Here is a 19,477-nt window from a genome sequence, read left to right as displayed (position 1 = left end):
GAAGGCAAGGTACCCAATATGCGGATGTAAGTGGATGGGTGGACTCCGCAGACGCGGAAGGGCCCCGCACGCCGTTGTGCGGGGCCCTTCCGGAATGCGCGGGATGTCAGCCGAGACGCTGCACCAGGGCGCGGTACTCGTCCCACAGCTCCTTGGGCGTGTGGTCGCCGAAGGTGTTCAGGTGCTCGGGGATCAGCGAGGCCTCGTCGCGCCAGACCTCCTTGTCGACCGTGAGCAGGAACTCCAGGTCGGCGGCGGGCAGTTCGAGTCCTTCCGTGTCCAGCGAGTCGGCCGTCGGCAGGATGCCGATGGGGGTCTCGACGCCCTCGGCCTTGCCGTCGAGGCGGTCGACGATCCACTTCAGGACGCGGCTGTTCTCACCGAAGCCGGGCCACACGAACTTGCCCTCCGCGTTCTTGCGGAACCAGTTCACGTAGTAGATCTTCGGGAGCTTCGACTGGTCGGGCTTGTCCGCGCCGACCTTGACCCAGTGGGCCATGTAGTCGCCCATGTTGTAGCCGCAGAACGGCAGCATGGCGAACGGGTCGCGGCGCAGCTCGCCGACCTTGCCCTCGGCGGCGGCGGTCTTCTCGGACGCGACGTTCGCACCCAGGAAGACGCCGTGCTGCCAGTTGAAGGACTCCGTCACCAGCGGCACCGCGCTGGCGCGACGGCCGCCGAAGAGGATCGCCGAGATCGGCACGCCCTTGGGGTCCTCCCACTCGGGCGCGATGATCGGGCACTGCGAGGCGGGCGTGGTGAAGCGGGCGTTCGGGTGCGCGGCCGGACGGTATCCATTTGCTTCGCGGGCGGACTCGGGGGTCCAGTCGTTGCCCTTCCAGTCGGTGAGGTGGGCCGGAGTCTCCTCCGTCATGCCCTCCCACCAGACGTCGTTGTCGTCGGTGAGCGCGACGTTCGTGAAGACCGAGTTGCCCCACAGGGTCTTCATGGCGTTGGCGTTGGTGTGCTCGCCGGTGCCGGGCGCGACGCCGAAGAAGCCGGCCTCGGGGTTGATCGCGTAGAGCCGGCCGTCCTCGCCGAAGCGCATCCAGGCGATGTCGTCACCGATGGTCTCGACCGTCCAGCCGCGGACCGTCGGCTCCAGCATGGCGAGGTTCGTCTTGCCGCAGGCGCTCGGGAACGCGGCCGCGACGTACTTGCTCTCGCCCTGCGGGGGCGTGAGCTTGAGGATCAGCATGTGCTCGGCCAGCCAGCCCTCGTCGCGCGCCATGACGGAGGCGATGCGCAGGGCGTAGCACTTCTTGCCGAGCAGGGCGTTGCCGCCGTAGCCCGAGCCGTACGACCAGATCTCGCGGTCCTCGGGGAAGTGCGAGATGTACTTGGTGGAGTTGCAGGGCCACGGCACGTCTGCCTCGCCCGCCTCCAGCGGGGCGCCGAGCGTGTGGACGGCCTTGACGAAGAAGCCGTCGTCGCCGAGCTCGTCAAGGACCGCCTGGCCCATGCGGGTCATGGTGCGCATGGAGACGGCGACGTACGCGGAGTCGGTGATCTCGACGCCGATGGCGGACAGCGGCGAGCCGACCGGCCCCATGCAGAAGGGCACGACGTACATCGTGCGGCCGCGCATCGAGCCGCGGAAGACACCCTTCTCGCCGGTGAAGCTGCTTCCTTCTCCGGTAAAGATGGCCCGCATCTCGGCGGGCGCCTTCCAGTGGTTGGTCGGGCCCGCGTCCTCTTCCTTCTCGGAGCAGATGAAGGTGCGGTCCTCGACGCGCGCGACGTCGGTCGGGTCGGAGGCCGCGTAGTACGAGTTCGGGCGCTTGATCGGGTCGAGCTTCTTGAAGGTGCCCTTGGCTACGAGCTCCTCGCACAGGCGCTCGTACTCGGCCTCGGATCCGTCACACCAGACCACGCTGTCCGGCTGCGTCAGTTCGGCGATCTCGCTCACCCAGGAGACGAGGTCCTGGTGGTTGGTGGGAACGGTGCCCAGGGGCTCAGAGAGAAGGGGAGCCGCGATGTCGCGCGCCACGATTGCTCCTATACGAGGGGTTTATAGGTTTGTTGCCCCGTGGGGGCTGCGACCCGGACGCTTCACGTGTTGATCCCTCTGGCGCTCATCCGGTGCCGACCGCACTCATTTGATCATCCGACGCTTCCGCGCATATGTCCAGAGGGCCTCCCACATGAGCGGCGTGAGCATCGCCACTCGCCCGGGCGGCCTCCCGTACGCGAATCCGTCACTTGTACGCTCGGGTATCACCGTGAGCATCGCCACTTGTGCGCCACGGTTCACCCATGACTGATGCCTAACTTACGGTTGCGTAGGTACGATTCCGCTCATGACCGCTCCCGTCCCCGACGCGATCACGAACCCCTCGGCCACAAGCCCCGATTCGTCCGCGCCCGCCACATCGCCGCTTCCAGATCTCGCGGAAGTGAAGCCGATGATGCGCGGCTGGCTGCACGCGGGCATGTTCCCCGCGGTGCTCGTCTCCGGCATCGTGCTCACGGCGCTCACGGGCTCCACGCGCGGGCGGATCGCCTGCGGGATCTATGTCCTGACGGCCTGCCTGCTCTTCGGCGTGAGCGCGATCTACCACCGGGGCACCTGGAGTCCACGCGCGGACGGCGTGCTGCGCAGACTCGACCACGCCAACATCTTCCTGATCATCGCGGGCACGTACACCCCGCTGACGATGCTGCTCCTGCCCGAATCCCAGGGGCAGTGGCTCCTGTGGGGCGTCTGGGGCGCGGCGGTGGCCGGCATCCTCTTCCGGGTCTTCTGGGTCGGCGCGCCGCGCTGGCTCTACACCCCGTGTTACATCGCGATGGGCTGGGCGGCCGTCTTCTACCTGCCCGATTTCATGCGAACCGGCGGCATCGCGGTCCTGGTCTGCGTGATCGTGGGCGGACTGCTCTACAGCGCGGGCGGCGTGATCTACGGAATCAAGCGACCCAACCCCTCCCCGCGCTTCTTCGGCTTCCATGAGGTCTTCCACTCCCTGACGCTGGCCGCGTTCACGGTGCACTACGTGGGCATCTCGCTGGTGGCGTACCAGCACGGATAACCGGCACGGGCAGCCACCACTCCACCCCTTCCCCCACTTCATGGCCGCGGCTTTCGAGCCGCGGCCATTTGCGTGCGATCCGCGCCCGAGGACACGCGGATGGCCGCATGACTTGACGGTGACTACCTTTTGAGAGCTACTCTCATTTCATGGCCACTGTCATAAGCTCGCCTGCCGTGGACCGGCAGGACCCCCGCCGCTGGTGGGCGCTCGCCGCCCTGGTCGCGAGCATGCTCGTGCTCGGTTTCGACATGACGATCCTCAACGTCGCCCTGCCGACGATGGCCGGGCAGCTGGACGCGAGTACGGGCGAGCAACAGTGGATGGCGGACGCGTACATCGTCGTCTTCGCGGCCCTGATGCTTCCGGCCGGACTGCTCGGCGACCGGTTCGGGCGCCGCAGGATGCTGATCACCGGGCTCGGGATCTTCCTGGTGGGCTCGTTGCTCGGCACCCTCGTCGACTCCGTCGAGCTGGTCGTCGTGGCACGGGCGGTCATGGGCATGGGCGGCGCGCTCGTCATGCCCCTCGCCCTGGCCGTGCTGCCCGCGCTCTTCGCTCCCGGCGAGCGGACCAAGGCCATCGGCATCGTCTCGGCGGCCTCCGCGCTCGGCGCGCCGCTCGGACCGATCGTCGGCGGCTGGCTCCTCGACCACTTCTGGTGGGGCTCGATCTTCCTGATCAACGTCCCGATGGTCGCGATCGGCATCACGGCCTGCGTCTTCCTGCTCCCGGAGACGACCGATCCGTCCTCCCCCAAGGTCGACGTCGCCTCCACCGCCCTCACCGCGGCCGGGCTCGGCGCGCTGATCTACGCCATCATCGAAGCGCCCGTACGCGGCTGGGGCGACCCCCTGATCCTCTCCATGTTCGGCGGCGCGGCGGTCCTGATCGTCGCGCTCGTCCTGCGGGAACGGGCCATGACGCGCCCGATGCTCGACATGTCGCTGCTCCGCAACCGCGGCTTCCTGCTCAACACGCTCGCGGCGACGCTCGTCATGTTCGTCCTGTCGGGCCTGATGTTCGTGCTCCCGCAGTATCTGCAGGCGGTCCTCGGCCACGACGCCTTCGGCACGGGCGTGCGGATGCTGCCGATGATGGGCGGTCTCATCGTCGCGGCGAAGGGCGCGGAGCCCGTCATACGCCGCTTCGGCCCGCGCGCGGCGATCAGCTGCGGGCTCGTCGTGCTCGCCTTCGCGGCGATCCTCGGCAGCCGTACGACGGTCGAGTCCGGCTACGGCTTCACCGCGCTGTGGCTCACCATCGCGGGACTCGGCTTCGGCTTCGCCGTCGTGCCGGCCATGGACTCGGCCCTCGGCGCGCTCCCCGTGGAGCGTGCGGGATCGGGCACGGGGCTCCTGATGACCGTGCGCCAGGTGGGCAGCGCCATCGGAATCGCACTCCTCGGCTCCCTGCTCTCCAGCGTGTACATCGACCGCCTCGACACCGGCAAGATCCCGGACGCGGCGGCGGACGCCGCGGGCGATTCGGTCGTGGCCGCCCACGCCGTCGCCGACCGGCTGGGGGTCTCGAAGCTCGCCGACTCCGCCAACGAGGCGTACATCGACGGCATGGTGACGGTCCTCCTCGTCAGCGGCATCGCGGCGCTGGTGACAGCACTGCTGGTCGCGGCGCTGCTGCCGAAGGCGACTCCCGCGCCGCCGGACGCCGCCGACATGGCACAGCAGGCGACGGATGCCCGACAATGAGCGCCATGACGGCCGCACGTACCTCCGCTTCCTCCCACGGTCCCCGGCTGGGACAGCTCGGGCTGCGCGAACGGAAGAAGCTGAAGACCCGCATCGCGATCCGTGAGGCCACGTACCGGCTGATCAACGAACAGGGCTACGACGCGACGACGGTCGAGCAGATCGCCGAGGCCGCCGAGGTGTCGCCCTCGACCGTCTTCCGGTACTTCCCGACCAAGGAGGACATCGTCCTCACCGACGAGTACGACCCGCTGCTGGAGGACGAGCTGCGGGCGCGCCCCGCGGACGAGCCGATCGTGGAGTCCTTGCGGCACGTGCTGCGCCGGGCGGTGGGCCTCGGGTTCACCGAGGAGCCGGAGGTGTCGCGCCTGCGTACCCGCCTGATGATCGAGGTCCCGGCCGTGCGCTCCCGGATGCTGGAGAGCATGTCGGTCACCGGCCGGATGCTCTGCCGCGTCATCGCGGAACGCACCGGCCGCGACCCGGCGGAACTGGAGGTCCGGGTGTTCTCGATGGGCCTGATCGGCGCGCTGACGGAGACATCGGCGTACTGGGCGGAGCACGGCCACGAGGACGACCTGGGCGAGCTGGTGGACCGCACCCTGAACATGCTGACGGCCGGCTTCGGCAAGGCCGAGCCCGGAGCCTGACGCCCTCGGGGCCGTCCGGTCGTCCTCAAACGCCGGACGGGCTATATCTAGCCATCTAGCCCGTCCGGCGTTTGAGGCCGTCTTTTGGGGGTCCAGGGGGCGGAGCCCCTTGGTTTCGGGAAGGGGTGCCCGCGCGCGGAGCGCGCCAATAGGCGCAGTGGGGAAAGCCCCGCAGGGACCGCCCGAACCTCAGCCCGACAACTTGGCCGCCAGCTCCCCCACGTCAGTGGTAGGCGCGTCACACACGAACCGTCGGCAGACATACGCCGCCGGAAGCCCCTCCACAAGCCCCCTCCCCGCGAGCAGCGGAAGCTCGTCGCCCGCGGCGCCGACAGCGACCACGGCCCCCGGCGCCGTCCCCAGCAGCGCGGTGCGATGCAGCTCCCCGCCGACCGGGCCGATCACCGCAACCTCACGGGGACCGTCAAGCGCGGCCTCGGCCACCGCGAGACCGTGCCCGATGAACCGCGGCGCACGAGGCGCGAGCCCCTTCACCACCCCCAACGCCCGCTCCGCCGCGAGCCGATGAGGCTCGGCCCCGGTCTGCGCCGCGTACGAGAGCAACGCCCCCGCAGCCGCCGTCCACCCGGACGGCACCGCGTTGTCGGTGGGATCCTGCGGCCGCCGGATCAACTGCTCCGCGTCCGCGGCCGTGTCGTACAGCGAACCGGACTCCGCGTCCACGAACTGGGCGAGCACGTGGTCGAGCAGGAACCCGGCGAACTCCAGCCAGACGCCCTCCCCCGTCACGGAGGCCAGCGCGAGAAACCCCTCGGCGACGTCGGCGTAGTCCTCCAACACCCCTGCGTTCGCGCCCACTTGGCCGTCCTTGGACGTACGGGACAGCCGCGCCCTGTCGTCCATGTGCAGCCGCACGAGCAGGTCACCCGCGCCCACCGCGGCCGCCACCAGGTCCGGCCGCTCGAAGTACGCCCCCACCTCCGCGAGCGCGGCGACGGCGAGCCCGTTCCAGGCGGCGACGACCTTGTCGTCACGGCCGGGCGCGGGCCGCTGCGAGCGCGCGGCGAGCAGCCGCTCCCGGATCGAGGCGAGCTTCCCGGCGTCCGCGTCCCCAGCACCGCCCTCCGGGAGCTGAAGGACCGAAGCGCCCTCCTCGAAGGTCCCTTCCTCCGTCACCCCGAAGTACGCGGCGGCGATCGCGGCGTCCGCGTCGCCCAGCACCTCGCGCAGCTGCTCGGGCGTCCACACGTAGTACGCGCCCTCGACGTGCTTGCCGCTCGCGGCGTCCTCGCTGTCCGCGTCCAGCGCCGAGGAGAACCCGCCCTCGTTCGTGCGCAGTTCGCGGACCATGAAGTCGGCCGTCTCCAGGGCGACGCGCCGCGCGAGGTCTGAGCCGGTGGCCCGCCACAGGTGGGCGTACACCCGGCAGAGCAGGGCGTTGTCGTACAGCATCTTCTCGAAGTGGGGCACGGTCCACTCCCGGTCCACGGAGTACCGCGCGAACCCGCCGCCCAGCTGGTCGTAGATCCCGCCGCGCGCCATCTGCTCGCAGGTGTCGGACGCCATCTGCAGCGCGCCCTCCGAGCCGGTGCGGGCGTAGTGCCGCAGCAGGAACTCGACGACCATGGACGGCGGGAACTTGGGCGCGCCCCCGAAGCCGCCGCGCGACGCGTCGTAGTCCCGCGTCAGGCCGAGCAGCGCCTGCGCGAGCTCGTCCTCGCCGGGCAGTTCGTCGGCGCCGAACGCCAGCTGGCGTTCGGCGAGGTCGCGCACGATCTTCCCGGCGACCTCGGCGACCTCCTCGCGCCGGTCCGTCCAGGCGCGCCGCACCCCGTCGGCCACCTGCTGGAAGGAGGGCATGCCGTGCCGGGGCTCGGGCGGGAAGTACGTGCCGAAGTAGAAGGGCTCGGCGTCGGGCGTCAGGAAGACCGTCATGGGCCAGCCGCCCTGGCCCGTCGCGGCCTGCACGGCCTCCATGTAGACGGCGTCGATGTCGGGCCGCTCCTCGCGGTCGACCTTGACGTTGACGAAGTGCGCGTTCAGGAAGGCGGCGGTCTCCGCGTCCTCGAAGGACTCGTGCGCCATGACGTGACACCAGTGGCAACTGCTGTACCCCACGCTGAGCAGCACAGGGACGCCTCGCTCCCGCGCCTGCGCGAAGGCCTCCGCCGACCAGGGCCACCAGTCGACGGGGTTGTCGGCGTGCTGAAGAAGATAGGGGGACGTCTCATGGGCCAGTCGGTTCGGCATGCCCTCCATCCTCGCGCACACGGAAGGGCGCCGCGCAGGTGCCACGGGTTCGCGGCGAGCCGCGCCCCGGGGATGCTTCCACGTGATCCGCGGACTCCCTCGCGCCGGAGCCCCGTACGCAGGACACTTGTGACCGCAGGTGACTATTGCTCTCGGAGGGGGACCCATATGCGGGACAGCCATCGGGCCGAAGCCGAGCGGCTGTTGGTGCGGGCCGTGGAAGAAGAGGTGCGGCGCTCCGGTGGGCGGATCGACGGGGGTGTGCTGCTCTCCCGGGCCCGGAGTGCGCTGGATGCCATGGGGCAGACCGCCGGCGAGGAGTACGCGGCCTATACGCAGGCCGTCGACGAGGCGGAGGCCGGGCAGCTCTCCTTCGGGCAGCGGTATGCCAGGGAAGGGGCGGGAACTCCCCTGCTCGTGGCCGTCGTTGCGGCCGTGGGCGCGTGTCTGGCCGACCTGGTGCTCGGAACCGAGGTCTCCACCGCCCTGAGCGCGGGCGCCGCCGTCGGCGTCGTCGGCGCGGCCACCACCGTGGTGAAGGTCACCGCCCACCACGTGCCCGCGGCCAGCCGCCGCGCCGGTGCGATCAGCCAGCCGGGCGGGCCCGAGCAGCTGCGGCTGCAGTGGCTGACGGCCCTTGAGGTGCGGGGCATCCGGCCCTTCATCGAACAGCAGCGGGTGCTCCAGGCCTCCTCCGGCAAGAAGAAGGCCTCGCCCCAGCTGCGGGGCACGGACAAGAGCGCGGCCGCGCGCAGGCGCACCGTACTTGAGCAGTCCTTCACGCAACTCCCCGCGCCTGAAGGGTCGTTCGCCGGGCGCCGCCCGGAGCTCGCCCGCGTCGCCCAGTGGGTGCACGCCGCGCGGGCCAGCACCGAGACCCGGCCCACCGTCGTCGTGCTGCACGGCGCGCCCGGCTCCGGGCGCTCCTCGCTCGCCGTCCGTGCGGCGCACGACCTGCGGGACCAGTTCCGGGGCGCCTGCGTCGTCGACCTGCGGGGCGAGAGCTCCCAGCCGCTGTCCACGCGGGACGCGCTCCTGCATCTGCTGAATCGATTGGGCGCCCCGCGCGAGCAGTTGCTGATCCGGGAGCGCTCCTCCCAGGAGCAGCAGGTCAAGCGGCTCAGCGAGCTGTATCACCAGCATCTGACCGGCCTCGCGGTGACGGTCGTACTCGACGACGCGAGCGACCCGGAGCAGGTCCGCATCCTCGTGCCCGAGCGCTCCGACAGCCTCGTCCTCGTCACCTCCCGCAAGCCCGTCGAGCTGCCCGCCGACCTCCCCGCCTGGGTGCACCAGCTGCCGGTGGAGCCGCTGGACGCGGCGGGCTCGGAGGAGCTGCTGCGGGAGGCCGCGGAGGACTCCTCCGGGCCCTACGACGCCGAATCCGCCGACGCCGTGCGGGAATTGTGCGGCGGCCTGCCGCTCGCCCTGCGCGTCGCCGGGTCCTCGATCGGCGCGCGCACGACACGCCAGCTCGCCTCGGACCTCTCCGCGTACGGCCCCTCCCAACAGGTCCCGCCCGTCGAACGCGCCCTGTGGCTGCGCTACACCGACCAGACCGAGCCCGCCCGGCGCCTCCTGCGCAGGCTCGCGCTCGCCGGCCGCGCGTCCATGGGGGCGGCGGCCGCCGCCGCCCTGCTCGGCGCCGACGAGACGGAGGCGGCCCGCCAGCTGTCCGCGCTCTCGCGCGCGGGCCTCGTCGACCACGTGCGCGGCAGCCGCTACCGCCTGCACGATCTCGTACGCGCCTTCGCACTCGCCCGGCTCATCGACGAGGAGGAGCCCGCAGAGCGCACGGCCGCCCAGGAGCGGCTCATCGTCAGCTACAGCGAGCTCGCCGGATCGGTGATCCGCCTGGTCGACGGCAAGATGTCGACGCGGGCCGGCCAGTTCGACCGGCACGGCTTCTCCTCGCTCGAGGCCGCCCTGCGCTGGCTCGACGACGAGTCGAGCTTCATCACGGCGACGCTGCGGCACGCGGAGGGCGTGGACCAGGAGGCGGTGCTCAATCTCCTCGGCGCGCTGTGCGACTACTGCCTGCTGCGCGGCGACCTCTACCGCCTGGGCGAGATCAGCGAACTGACGCAGGCCGTCGACCAGGGTCTGCTCGTGCGGAGCGTGCAGTGGCGCACGGGCATCGCGTCCCGTCAGCTCGGCGAGCTCGACCAGGCGCGCACGACCCTGACGTCGGTCGTGGACCTGTACATGGAGGCGCACCAGGACGCGGGCGCCGCCCTGGCCCTGTGCTCGCTGGGGATCACGCTGCACCACCAGGGCAATCTGACGGAGGCGTCGGCCCGGCTGCACGAGGCCCTCGAACTGCAGGTGGCCGACGAGCTCGCCGGTGACCGCGCCTGGACGATGCACGCCCTCGCGGCGGTGGAACGTGACCGCTCCAACCTCAACGAGGCGCTGCGGCTCCTGGAGGACTCGCTCGCCCTGCACCGCGAGAACGACTCCCTGCACGGCGAGGCCTGGGCGCACTTCCAGCTCGGCCAGCTCTGCCTGCGCATGGGCGACGTACCGCGCGCGGAGGAGCAGCTGAGGGGCGCCCTCGACCTGTACGGACGCACGCGCGACGGCCGCGGCGAGGCCTGGGCCCTGACGCAGCTGGCGCGGGCCCGCCTGGTGGACGGCGACGCGTCGGCCGCGGTGGACGGGCTGCGGCAGGCGGTGTCCCGGCACCGCGACAACGAGGACGCGCGCGGCGAGGCGTGGAGCGCGTACTACCTGGGCCAGGCCCTGGAGGAGGCGGGCAGCCTGGACCAGGCGGTGCGTGAGCTGGAGCGCTCGCGGACGATGTTCTCGCGGATGCGGGACGTGTACGGTCTGGCCTGCGCGCGGCACCACTCGGCACGGGTGACCCGCGACCAGCGCGCCGCCCAGACGGGCTCGCTGCGCAACTCCGGCTTCGCCCGCCAGCTCCTGGTGGACGCCCGTGCCGACTTCCAGCGCATCGGCGTCGCGCACGGCGAGGCCTGGACCTGCCTGGAGCTGGCGGTCGTGGACGCGGGCAACACCCGCGGCCCGCAGGCGCTCGCCCTGTGCGACGAGGCCGCCGCGCTGTTCGCCTCGTACGGAGACCGCCGCGGCGAGGACTGGGCCCGCTTCCTGCGCTGCACCCTGCTGCCGTACGCGTCGCCCGGCGGCTGGGAGATCGGCACCGCCGTCGCCCAGGAGGAGCTCAGCCAGCTGGCCCGCGCCGGTCACCCGACGCGCGACGGCAAGCTGGACGACTACATGGAGGCGTACGCCCTGCTCATGGAGCGCGGCGCCGACCTGGAGACCGGCTGGCAGGCCTGGCGCCTGGGCATGGTGCCGAACCGTCACTCCCGAGAGGTGATGGGAGTGACGGTGGCGAAGGCGGGCTAGCCCTTGGTGGCCTCGGCCCCGGCGGGCTTCGCCTCGCCGGATGAGGACTCCGCGGGGTCCGAAGACTCCGCGGGGTCCGAGGACTCCGCGGACTCCTTGAAGTCGACCTTCCGCATGTGCTTGTTCATCGACTTCATCAGACCCCAGACGGCGACAGCCATCACCGCGAAGACGATGAAGCCGAGAACACCCGGAGTCACCTTGTCATCGTCGACCTCTTTGGCGAGAGGGACGAGATGCGTCATTGCCAGATGTGCGTTCACGCTAGGCATTGTCGCGGATGCCCGCAAAGAGGTCGTCCTCGGGGAGGGATGTATCGACGAGCGACTTCGCGAGCTCGTACTCCTCCGTGGGCCAGACCTCCTTCTGGAGCTCCATCGGCACCCGGAACCAGCCGCCCTCGGGGTCGATCTGGGTGGCGTGCGCGATCAGCGCCCGGTCGCGGACCTCGTAGAAGTCGGCGCAGGGAACATGCGTGGTCAGCGTGCGCTCGACCCGCTCGAACTCGTCCCACCGCTTGAGCCAGTCCCCGTAGGGCGACTCCATGCCCTTGTCGAGCATCGCCTGGTGCAGCGCCTCGGTGCGCGGCCGGTTGAAGCCCTGGTTGTAGTAGAGCTTCTGCGGCTGGTAGACGGGCCCGTACTCGCTCTCGGGGTACTTCTCGGCGTCCGCCGCGCCTTCGAAGGCCACCATCGAGATCTTGTGGGTCATGATGTGGTCGGGGTGCGGATAGCCGCCGTTCTCGTCGTACGTCGTGATGACCTGCGGACGGAAGGAGCGGATCTGGCGGACCAGCTCACCGGCCGCCTTGTCGACGTCCTCGAGGGCAAAGCAGCCCTCGGGCAGCGGCGGCAGCGGGTCGCCCTCGGGCAGACCCGAATCGACGAAGCCGAGCCAGTCCTGCTTGACGCCGAGGATCTCGCGCGCCTCGTCCATCTCCTTCCTGCGCACCTCGTGGATGTTCTCCTCGATGTACTTGTTCCCCTGGAGCTTGGGGTTGAGGATGTCGCCGCGCTCCCCGCCCGTGCAGGTCACGACATGCACGTCCACCCCCTCGGACACGTACTTGGCCATGGTGGCCGCGCCCTTCGACGACTCGTCGTCGGGGTGGGCGTGCACGGCCATCAGTCGCAGCTGCTCAGTCAAGACTCGATCCTCAGTGGTCCGGCGCCCTGGTCAATGTTGCGCAATGGGCGGCTTCTATAGTGACGGAACCGGGGGGCGGAAAATTCCGGCATCCCCTTTCCTGGAGGACGATCATGACCGCCGTGAGCGAGAAGGCCCCCGAGGGGCGATACGGCCACTCGCGCTCGGCCGACGAGCGCGCGGACCACAAGCTCAAGATCGCCGGTGGCGTCCTCGGTGTGCTCTTCCTCCTGATGGTCGGCTGGTTCGGATACGACTACGTCTCCGGCACGAAGATCAGCGGCGAAGTGATCAAGTTCAGCGTCGTCTCGGACAGTGCGGTCGAGGTGCACCTGGAGGTGCGCAAGGACGCCGAGGCGAACGGCTACTGCACCCTGCGTTCGCAGGCCGAGGACGGTGAAGAGGTGGGCCGCAGGGACTTCCGCTTCGACCAGGACACCGGCCGGATCGACAAGGTCGTCACGCTGCGCACGAAGGCCCGCGGGACGAGCGCGGAGCTCCTCGGCTGCCACTCGGGCTGACGCGGACCGTCGGCGACGCACCCCTTGCGTCACGCCGGCCATCCGACGCCCCCGGTGTACCGGCTCTCACCTGCGTTGACGTATTTCTGATGGCTTATGTCCTCCCCCTCAGGCGCCTGAATTGTTAGGCTCGTGGTTTCGCCCACCCGTTAGGGAACATCCTTCTGGGTAGGGCGATGCTTTGTATTCCCAGTACCTACGAGGAGCACCTGTGACCCAGACCAGCGAAAACGTCACCTGGCTGACCCAGGAGGCGTACAACCAGCTCAAGGCCGAGCTGGAGTACCTGTCTGGTCCTGCGCGCACCGAGATCGCTACGAAGATCGCGGCGGCACGTGAGGAGGGCGACCTGCGCGAGAACGGCGGGTACCACGCGGCCAAGGAGGAGCAGGGCAAGCAGGAGCTCCGCGTCCGCCAGCTGACCCAGCTCCTGGAGCATGCGAAGGTCGGCGAGGCGCCGGCCGCGGACGGCGCGGTCGCGCCCGGCATGGTCGTGACGATCGCCTTTGACGGCGACGAGGACGACACCCTGGCGTTCCTGCTCGCCTCGCGCGAGTACGCGAGCAGCGACATCGAGACGTATTCGCCGCAGTCCCCGCTCGGCAGCGGCGTGAACGGCAAGAAGATCGGCGAGGACGCGCAGTACGAACTGCCGAACGGCAAGCTCGCCTCGGTCAAGATCCTTGAGGCGAAGCCCTACCAGGCCTGAGGCCCCCCGCGTCGGCTACGCGAAAGGCCCCCCGCGCATCGAGCGCGGGGGGCCTTTCGTATGCCCGGACTCAGGCCGCCCGGCGGTACTTGCGGACCGCGAGCGTGCGGAACACCAGGATGATCAGCACGGACCAGATCAGCGACGCCCAGACGGGGTGCTCCATCGGCCAGGCTCCGGTGACCGACTTCGGGACGCCCTCGATCGTGTTGCCGAACAGCTCTCGGGCCGCCGCGACCGTGGCACTGAAGGGGTTCCATTCGGCGACGTACTGAAGGAACTTCGGCATGCCGTTGACCGGCACGAACGCGTTCGAGATGAACGTCAGCGGGAACAGCCAGATCAGCCCTCCCGAGGTCGCCGCCTCGGGGGTCCGCACGGTCAGGCCGATCAGTGCGCCGATCCAGGTGAACGCGTACCCGAGGAGCAGGAGCAGGGCGAAGCCCGCGAGCACCTCGCCGATGCTCTCGTGCGTGCGCCAGCCGACGATCAGGGCCACCACCGCGAGCACGGCCAGGGTCACGGCCGTCTGCACCAGATCCGCGAGGGTGCGGCCGGTCAGCACGGCACCCCGCGCCATCGGCAGCGACCGGAAGCGGTCGATCAGCCCCTTGTGCATGTCGTCGGCGATGCCCGCGCCCGCGCCTGCCGTGGCGAACGTGACGGTCTGCGCGAAGATGCCCGCCATCAGGAATTCCTTGTACGCGCTCGCACTGCCGGCGGGGGCGCCCGGGATGTTGATGGAACCACCGAAGACGTACGTGAACAGCACCACGAACATCACCGGCTGGATGACCCCGAAGAGGATCATCTCGGGGATCCTGGTCATGCGGATCAGGTTCCTGCGGGCCACGACCAGCGAGTCCCTGCCCGACTGGACGATGCCGCCCTTGGGGCGGGGCGCCAGGAGCTGTCGCGTGTCCGATGCAGCGCTCACTTGTCGGTCTCCTTCTCGCCCGTGCCCTCGTCGTCCGCCGTCTCGCCGTTCGTCTCGTCCTTCAACTCCGCGACGTGGCCCGTCAGCGAGATGAAGACGTCGTCCAGGGTCGGGCGGCGCAGCCCGATGTCGTCGATCTCGACGCCGCGGATGTCCAGCTCGCGGATGACCTCGGCGAGCAGCTTGGCGCCGCCGGTGACCGGGACCGTGAGCTTGCGGGTGTGGCTCTCGACGGCGACCTCGCCCTTGCCGAGGCCGCTCAGGACCTCCGTGGCCGGGGTGATGTGCTCGCGCTCGTGCACCACGACCTCGACGCGCTCGCCACCGGTCTGCGCCTTGAGCTGGTCGGAGGTGCCGCGCGCGATGACCCGGCCGTGGTCGATGACGCAGATGTCGTGCGCCAGGTGGTCGGCCTCTTCGAGGTACTGGGTGGTGAGCAGCAGGGTCGTGCCGCCCGACACGAGCTCCTGGATGACCTCCCAGAGCTGCTGGCGGTTGCGCGGGTCCAGGCCCGTGGTCGGCTCGTCCATGAACATCACCGGGGGCGACACGACGAGCGCCGCCGCGAGGTCGAGGCGGCGGCGCATGCCTCCCGAATACGTCTTGGAGGGGCGGTCCGCGGCGTCGGCGAGGTTGAACCGGTCGAGCAGCTCGCCCGCCCTCACCTTCGCCTCCTTGGCCCTCATCTGGTAGAGCTGGCCGACCATTTGGAGGTTCTCACGGCCCGTCAGATACTCGTCGACGGCGGCGAACTGGCCGGAGAGGCCGATCGAGCGCCGCACTTCGTTCGGATGCTTCAGCACGTCGACGCCCGCGACGACCGCCCGGCCGCTGTCCGGCGTCAGAAGCGTCGTCAGGCAGCGCACCGCCGTGGTCTTGCCCGCGCCGTTCGGCCCGAGAAGGCCGAGCACGGTGCCCTCCGGGACATCCAGATCGACGCCGTCCAGAGCCCTTACGTCGCCGAAGGTCTTCACGAGGCCTTCGGCGTAGATGGCGCCTGGCATGTGAGTTCTCCCAGTGGCTTGGGTGACTTCCTACGGAAAGATTAGATTTGCCGCGTATGGCGCGCTCGGCGACCAGTGACGCGAGACACACACGATAACGCGATACATCGCGTCTCTTCAACGGGATCGACGGAGCCTGTGGACAACCGTCGGCAAAGCCTGTGGACAACGCAAAATAGCGGGGAACTGCGTTGCGTGCAGGGGAATTTCGCCGCGTTCACCGCATCTGGGGGCCATCAGCCGATGACGGTGTACCCCGCCTCGCGCAGAGCCGCGCCGACCTCCGCGCAGTGCGCGGGCCCCTTGGTCTCCAGGTGCAACTCCACCTCCACCTCCGTGAGTCCAAGGCGCGGATCGGTCCGCACATGGCCCACGTCGAGGACGTTGGCGTCGACCACCGACAACACCCCGAGGAGCGTGGCAAGGGCGCCCGGCCGGTCCGTGAGGCGCAGGCGCAGCGACAGATAGCGGCCCGCCGCCGCCATGCCGTGGCGCAGGATCCGCTGCATCAGGAGCGGGTCCACATTGCCGCCCGACAGGAGTGCGACCACCGGCCCTTCGAACTCCCGCGGCCTGCTCAGGAGCGCCGCGACGGGGCTCGCGCCCGCGGGCTCGACGACCATCTTGGCCCGCTCCAGGCAGAGCAGCAGCGCGCTGGACAGCTCGTCCTCGGAGACGGTGACCACGTCGTCGAGCAGGTCCTCGATGATCCGGAACGGCACGTCGCCGGGGCGCCCGACCTTGATGCCGTCGGCCATCGTCGCCGGGTTCTCGATCGACACCGGGTGCCCGGCCGCGAGCGAGGGCGGGTACGCCGCCGAGCCCGCCGCCTGCACGCCGATCACCTTGACGTCCGGGCGCAGCGTCTTGACCGCCACCGCGATGCCCGCGGCGAGCCCGCCGCCGCCGACGCCGAGGACCAGGGTGCGCAGCTCGGGGCACTGCTCCAGGATCTCCAGGCCCACCGTGCCCTGCCCCGCGATGATGTCGGGGTGGTCGAAGGGGTGGATGAACACCGCGCCCGTCTCGTGCGCGTACTCCTGCGCGGCGGCCAGCGTCTCGTCGACCACCTGACCGTGCAGCCGGACCTCCGCGCCGTACTCGCGGGTCGCCGCGACCTTGGGCAGCGGGGCGCCCACCGGCATGAAGACCGTGGACCGCACGCCGAGCAGCGAGGACGCCAGGGCCACGCCCTGTGCGTGGTTGCCCGCGCTCGCGGCGACCACTCCGGCCGCGCGCTCCTCGGGGAGCAGGCCCGCGATCCGTACGTACGCGCCGCGCAGTTTGAAGGAGCCCGTCCGCTGGAGGTTCTCGCACTTGAAGTGGACCGGCGAGCCCACCAGCTGCGACAGGTGCCTGCTGCCTTCCATCGCCGTCACCCTGGACACACCCGAGAGCATCTTCTGGGCGCCGCGCACGTCGTCGAGGGTGACCGTCGGCAAGGAGTGAGGCGTGCGGTAGCTCATGACAGCCAGTCTCCCAGTTCACACCAGGGTCCTCCTGTGGTGACCACGTGCCGAGACTGGTTTGCGCAGCGCTGGTACGCCTCGCGTCCCGGCCGCGTACCCTGTCCCCCAACCCATCGCCCTCGCATGAAGTGAGCCCCCGGCCATGCCCACAACTCCGGACATGACGACCGCCAGCGATCCCGGCCTCCTCGACACGCTGCAACACCAGGTGGCCGTGTTCGCCCGCCGTGCGGAGCAGACGCGCCTCGGCGGCGTAGGACAGGTCCGCAACTCCATGGACCGCGCCGCATACCTGCTGCTCAACCGCCTCGACAAGGAGGGGCCGATGGGCGTGAAGGCGCTCGCGGCAAGCATGGGCATCGACTCGTCGACCGTCACCCGGCAGGTCGCCCCGCTGGTCGACACGGGCCTGGTCAAGCGCACGTCGCACCCCGAGGACGGCCGCGCCGTGGTGCTCCAGCTGTCGCCGCGCGGCGAGGCGCGCCTCAACGAAGTGCGGTCCTCGCGGCGTGACCTCATGGCCGAGTTGACGGGTGACTGGTCCCCGGAGGAGCGCGAAAGCTTCTGCACGCTCCTCACGCGCTTCAATTCAGCGCTCTCCGCCCGCCAGACGTCGCAGGCGGCTCCCGAGGCGCCCGCTTCCTGAGGTCCTGGGGCCGAAGGCTCCGCGGGCGCATGCCTCTTGACCTCGGCCGTGTGCCTGGCCTCATATGAGACCGGGGGCCCGTCCCCCTCCAGGCGGGAGGCGCGGTGCGCGAGCGGCAGGCGTCGGTGAACGCCCGCCGGGCCCGGGAGTTCGAGGCGTTCGTCGCGGGCGCGGCAGGGCGGCTGCTGCATGCCGCCACGCTGCTCACCACGGAGCCACCGGACGCCAACCCACGCGCGCGTGCCCTGCTGACCGGGTCCCTGGCCCACTCGTACGCGGCCTGGGACCGGATGCGCGGCGAGGATCCGTACGACCGCACCCGCCAGCAGCTGGCCATCCGCTTCGCGCGCGGGGCCTGGCGGCGGCACCGGAGCCACGGCGGCGTCCTGGCCCGGCTCACGCCCCAGGAGCGGCTGATTCTCGTGCTGCGGCTCTACGAGGGCGTCGCCGAGGAACAGACGGCGGCGCTGCTCGGCCTGCCCGCCGACCGGGTGGGGGCGATCTGCGCCCGCGCGATGGAGACGGTCCTGCACCCGCCGCGCGGCCCGGCGCCACCGCGTTCCCTGAGGGAGGCGGCCCCGTCATGAACCAGTTCGACCGCAAGGAGAACGCGGTCCGCCACCTCCTCGACGACGGCACGCCCCCCTCGGTCCCACCCGACCTCTACGAGGAAGCGGTCCGCCGCGGCGGCCGCATGCTGCGCCGCAGAAGGGCGCTGCGCCGGCTGCTGTGGCTCCTGCTGCTCGTGGCGGCCATCGCCTTCGTGGTCTGGGCCTCGGTCGAGCAGCCGTGGGTGGAGCCGCCGTCGGAGACGACTCCACCCCTCACCCGCTGGTGACCGGGCGCGGGTGTGCCTAGCCCAGCGCCTGCTGAAGATCCGCCAGCAGGTCGTCCGCGGACTCGATGCCCACGGAGAGCCGCACCAGGTCCGCCGGGACCTCGAGCGCCGAGCCCACCACGGAGGCGTGCGTCATCCGCCCCGGGTGCTCGATCAAGGACTCCACGCCGCCGAGCGACTCACCCAGGGTGAACAGCTTCGCGCGGTCGCAGACGGCGACCGCCGCCTCCTCGCCCCCGGTGACCTGGAAGGACACCATCCCGCCGAACGCCTTCATCTGCTTGGCCGCGGTCTCGTGACCGGGGTGCTCCGGAAGCCCGGGGTAGAGAACACGCGTCACGCGCGCGTGCCGCGTCAGCATCTCGGCGACCTTCGTCGCGTTCTCGCTGTGCCGGTCCATCCGGACGGCCAGCGTCTTGATGCCGCGCAGGACCAGCCACGCGTCGAAGGGCCCGGCCACCGCGCCCATCGCGTTCTGGTGGTACGCCAACTCCTCGCCCAGCTCGGCGTCGTTGACGACCAGCGCGCCGCCCACGACGTCCGAGTGCCCGCCCATGTACTTCGTCAGGGAGTGCACGACGACGTCCGCGCCGAGCGCGAGGGGCTGCTGGAGGTAGGGGCTCGCGAAGGTGTTGTCGACGACGAGGCGGGCCCCCGCCGCCTTGGCGACCTGGGCGACGGCGGCGATGTCGGTGATGCCGAGCAGCGGGTTGGAGGGGGTCTCCACCCAGATCGCCTTCGTACGGTCGGTCACCGCGGCCCGCACCGCCGCCGGGTCGGAGGTGTCGGCGACCGACCACTCGACGCCCCACCGCGAGACGACCTTCGCGAAGAGCCGGAACGTGCCGCCGTACGCGTCGTTCGGGATGACCACGTGGTCGCCGGGAGCGAGCAGCGTACGCAGCAGGCAGTCCTCGGCTGCGAGGCCCGACGCGAAGGCGAGCCCGCGGCTGCCGCCCTCCAACGCGGCCAGGTTCTCCTCCAGGGCGGTGCGGGTGGGGTTGGCGCTGCGGCTGTATTCGTAGCCGCCGCGCAGCCCGCCGACGCCGTCCTGCTTGTACGTCGACACCTGGTAGATCGGCGGGACGACCGCGCCGGTGAGCGGGTCGGCGGTGTTGCCCGCGTGGATCGCGACGGTCTCGAAACTCTGGCTCCTGAACGTGTCACTCATGTGGCCAGAGCCTAGTCCTGGACGGGGAGAGGGCTGACGAGTTCGAGACGGGTTCGCCAAGTGTC

At 70.5% G+C, this 19,477-nt stretch carries 17 protein-coding genes; 9 read left to right on the top strand and 8 right to left on the bottom strand.

The genetic code is table 11. The features are described 5' to 3' along the window. Positions 1 to 106: 106 nt before the first annotated feature. On the bottom strand, positions 107 to 1,990 hold the full coding sequence (locus tag ABZ833_RS34730) for a phosphoenolpyruvate carboxykinase (GTP) (protein WP_361055362.1): 1,884 nt from the start codon (positions 1,988 to 1,990) through the stop codon (positions 107 to 109). 310 nt (positions 1,991 to 2,300) lie between these two features. Here ABZ833_RS34730 and ABZ833_RS34725 point away from each other — a divergent pair, with 310 nt between their 5' ends. From ABZ833_RS34725 to ABZ833_RS34715, 3 genes are all read left to right on the top strand, one after another. Then, positions 2,301 to 3,029: a hemolysin III family protein gene (locus tag ABZ833_RS34725; protein ID WP_361055359.1), complete on the top strand. Its 729-nt coding sequence runs from the start codon at positions 2,301 to 2,303 to the stop codon at positions 3,027 to 3,029. A gap of 149 nt (positions 3,030 to 3,178) precedes the next feature. After that, positions 3,179 to 4,738: an MFS transporter gene (locus ABZ833_RS34720; protein WP_361055356.1), complete on the top strand. Its 1,560-nt coding sequence runs from the start codon at positions 3,179 to 3,181 to the stop codon at positions 4,736 to 4,738. Continuing rightward, a complete protein-coding gene (locus ABZ833_RS34715; protein WP_361055353.1) occupies positions 4,735 to 5,388 on the top strand; it encodes a TetR family transcriptional regulator in 654 nt (217 codons plus the stop codon). The genes ABZ833_RS34720 and ABZ833_RS34715 overlap by 4 nt, the downstream gene beginning before the upstream one ends. 189 nt (positions 5,389 to 5,577) lie before the next feature. Here the strand turns inward: ABZ833_RS34715 and ABZ833_RS34710 are convergent, their stop codons facing one another. Beyond that, positions 5,578 to 7,599 (bottom strand): thioredoxin domain-containing protein, encoded by a 2,022-nt coding sequence (locus ABZ833_RS34710; protein WP_361055350.1) that lies wholly within the window; start codon positions 7,597 to 7,599, stop codon positions 5,578 to 5,580. 168 nt (positions 7,600 to 7,767) lie between these two features. On the opposite strand from ABZ833_RS34710, the gene ABZ833_RS34705 reads away from it, so the two are divergent. After that, positions 7,768 to 10,971: a tetratricopeptide repeat protein gene (locus tag ABZ833_RS34705; RefSeq protein WP_361055347.1), complete on the top strand. Its 3,204-nt coding sequence runs from the start codon at positions 7,768 to 7,770 to the stop codon at positions 10,969 to 10,971. On the opposite strand, the gene ABZ833_RS34700 is transcribed toward ABZ833_RS34705, so the two are convergent. Beyond that, positions 10,968 to 11,243 carry a hypothetical protein gene (locus ABZ833_RS34700; protein ID WP_361055344.1) on the bottom strand — a complete coding sequence of 92 codons (276 nt, stop codon included), beginning with the start codon at positions 11,241 to 11,243 and terminating at the stop codon, positions 10,968 to 10,970. The two genes, ABZ833_RS34705 and ABZ833_RS34700, sit on opposite strands and share 4 nt — an antisense overlap. Continuing rightward, positions 11,236 to 12,117, bottom strand: a complete 882-nt coding sequence (gene mca / locus ABZ833_RS34695) for a mycothiol conjugate amidase Mca (RefSeq protein WP_361055341.1) — start codon at positions 12,115 to 12,117, stop codon at positions 11,236 to 11,238. The genes ABZ833_RS34700 and mca overlap by 8 nt, the downstream gene beginning before the upstream one ends. 113 nt (positions 12,118 to 12,230) lie before the next feature. On the opposite strand from mca, the gene ABZ833_RS34690 reads away from it, so the two are divergent. Then, entirely contained in the window at positions 12,231 to 12,638 is a 408-nt protein-coding gene (locus ABZ833_RS34690; RefSeq protein WP_361055338.1) for a DUF4307 domain-containing protein, read from the top strand. Positions 12,639 to 12,849: 211 nt separating this feature from the next. Next, complete coding sequence (greA, locus tag ABZ833_RS34685) at positions 12,850 to 13,347, top strand: transcription elongation factor GreA (protein WP_249588092.1); 498 nt, start codon at positions 12,850 to 12,852, stop codon at positions 13,345 to 13,347. 70 nt (positions 13,348 to 13,417) lie between these two features. Here the strand turns inward: greA and ABZ833_RS34680 are convergent, their stop codons facing one another. From ABZ833_RS34680 to ilvA, 3 genes are all read right to left on the bottom strand, one after another. Continuing rightward, the gene (locus ABZ833_RS34680) at positions 13,418 to 14,284 is read right to left on the bottom strand and encodes an ABC transporter permease (protein WP_361055333.1); all 867 of its coding nucleotides are present in this window, start codon (positions 14,282 to 14,284) and stop codon (positions 13,418 to 13,420) included. After that, the gene (locus ABZ833_RS34675) at positions 14,281 to 15,288 is read right to left on the bottom strand and encodes an ATP-binding cassette domain-containing protein (protein WP_361055330.1); all 1,008 of its coding nucleotides are present in this window, start codon (positions 15,286 to 15,288) and stop codon (positions 14,281 to 14,283) included. Before ABZ833_RS34675 ends, ABZ833_RS34680 begins: the two co-directional genes overlap by 4 nt. Before the next feature lie 236 nt (positions 15,289 to 15,524). Continuing rightward, on the bottom strand, positions 15,525 to 16,754 hold the full coding sequence (gene ilvA / locus ABZ833_RS34670; RefSeq protein ID WP_361055327.1) for a threonine ammonia-lyase: 1,230 nt from the start codon (positions 16,752 to 16,754) through the stop codon (positions 15,525 to 15,527). A gap of 145 nt (positions 16,755 to 16,899) precedes the next feature. Here ilvA and ABZ833_RS34665 point away from each other — a divergent pair, with 145 nt between their 5' ends. From ABZ833_RS34665 to ABZ833_RS34655, 3 genes are all read left to right on the top strand, one after another. Continuing rightward, complete coding sequence (locus tag ABZ833_RS34665; protein WP_249588096.1) at positions 16,900 to 17,403, top strand: MarR family transcriptional regulator; 504 nt, start codon at positions 16,900 to 16,902, stop codon at positions 17,401 to 17,403. A gap of 104 nt (positions 17,404 to 17,507) precedes the next feature. After that, positions 17,508 to 17,990 (top strand): sigma factor-like helix-turn-helix DNA-binding protein, encoded by a 483-nt coding sequence (locus ABZ833_RS34660; protein WP_361055323.1) that lies wholly within the window; start codon positions 17,508 to 17,510, stop codon positions 17,988 to 17,990. Continuing rightward, positions 17,987 to 18,241, top strand: a complete 255-nt coding sequence (locus ABZ833_RS34655) for a hypothetical protein (RefSeq protein ID WP_361055320.1) — start codon at positions 17,987 to 17,989, stop codon at positions 18,239 to 18,241. The genes ABZ833_RS34660 and ABZ833_RS34655 overlap by 4 nt, the downstream gene beginning before the upstream one ends. 16 nt (positions 18,242 to 18,257) lie before the next feature. Here ABZ833_RS34655 and ABZ833_RS34650 read toward each other — a convergent pair whose 3' ends face one another. Beyond that, entirely contained in the window at positions 18,258 to 19,412 is a 1,155-nt protein-coding gene (locus ABZ833_RS34650) for a cystathionine gamma-synthase (RefSeq protein WP_249588099.1), read from the bottom strand. Positions 19,413 to 19,477: the final 65 nt, after the last annotated feature.

Origin of the sequence: Streptomyces sp. NPDC047525 (genome assembly GCF_040643025.1) — a bacterium.
GTDB classification, from domain to species: domain Bacteria; phylum Actinomycetota; class Actinomycetes; order Streptomycetales; family Streptomycetaceae; genus Streptomyces; species Streptomyces durmitorensis.
Note: the sequence above shows the minus strand (reverse complement) of the source record. Positions and strands in the feature narration are given on the sequence as shown.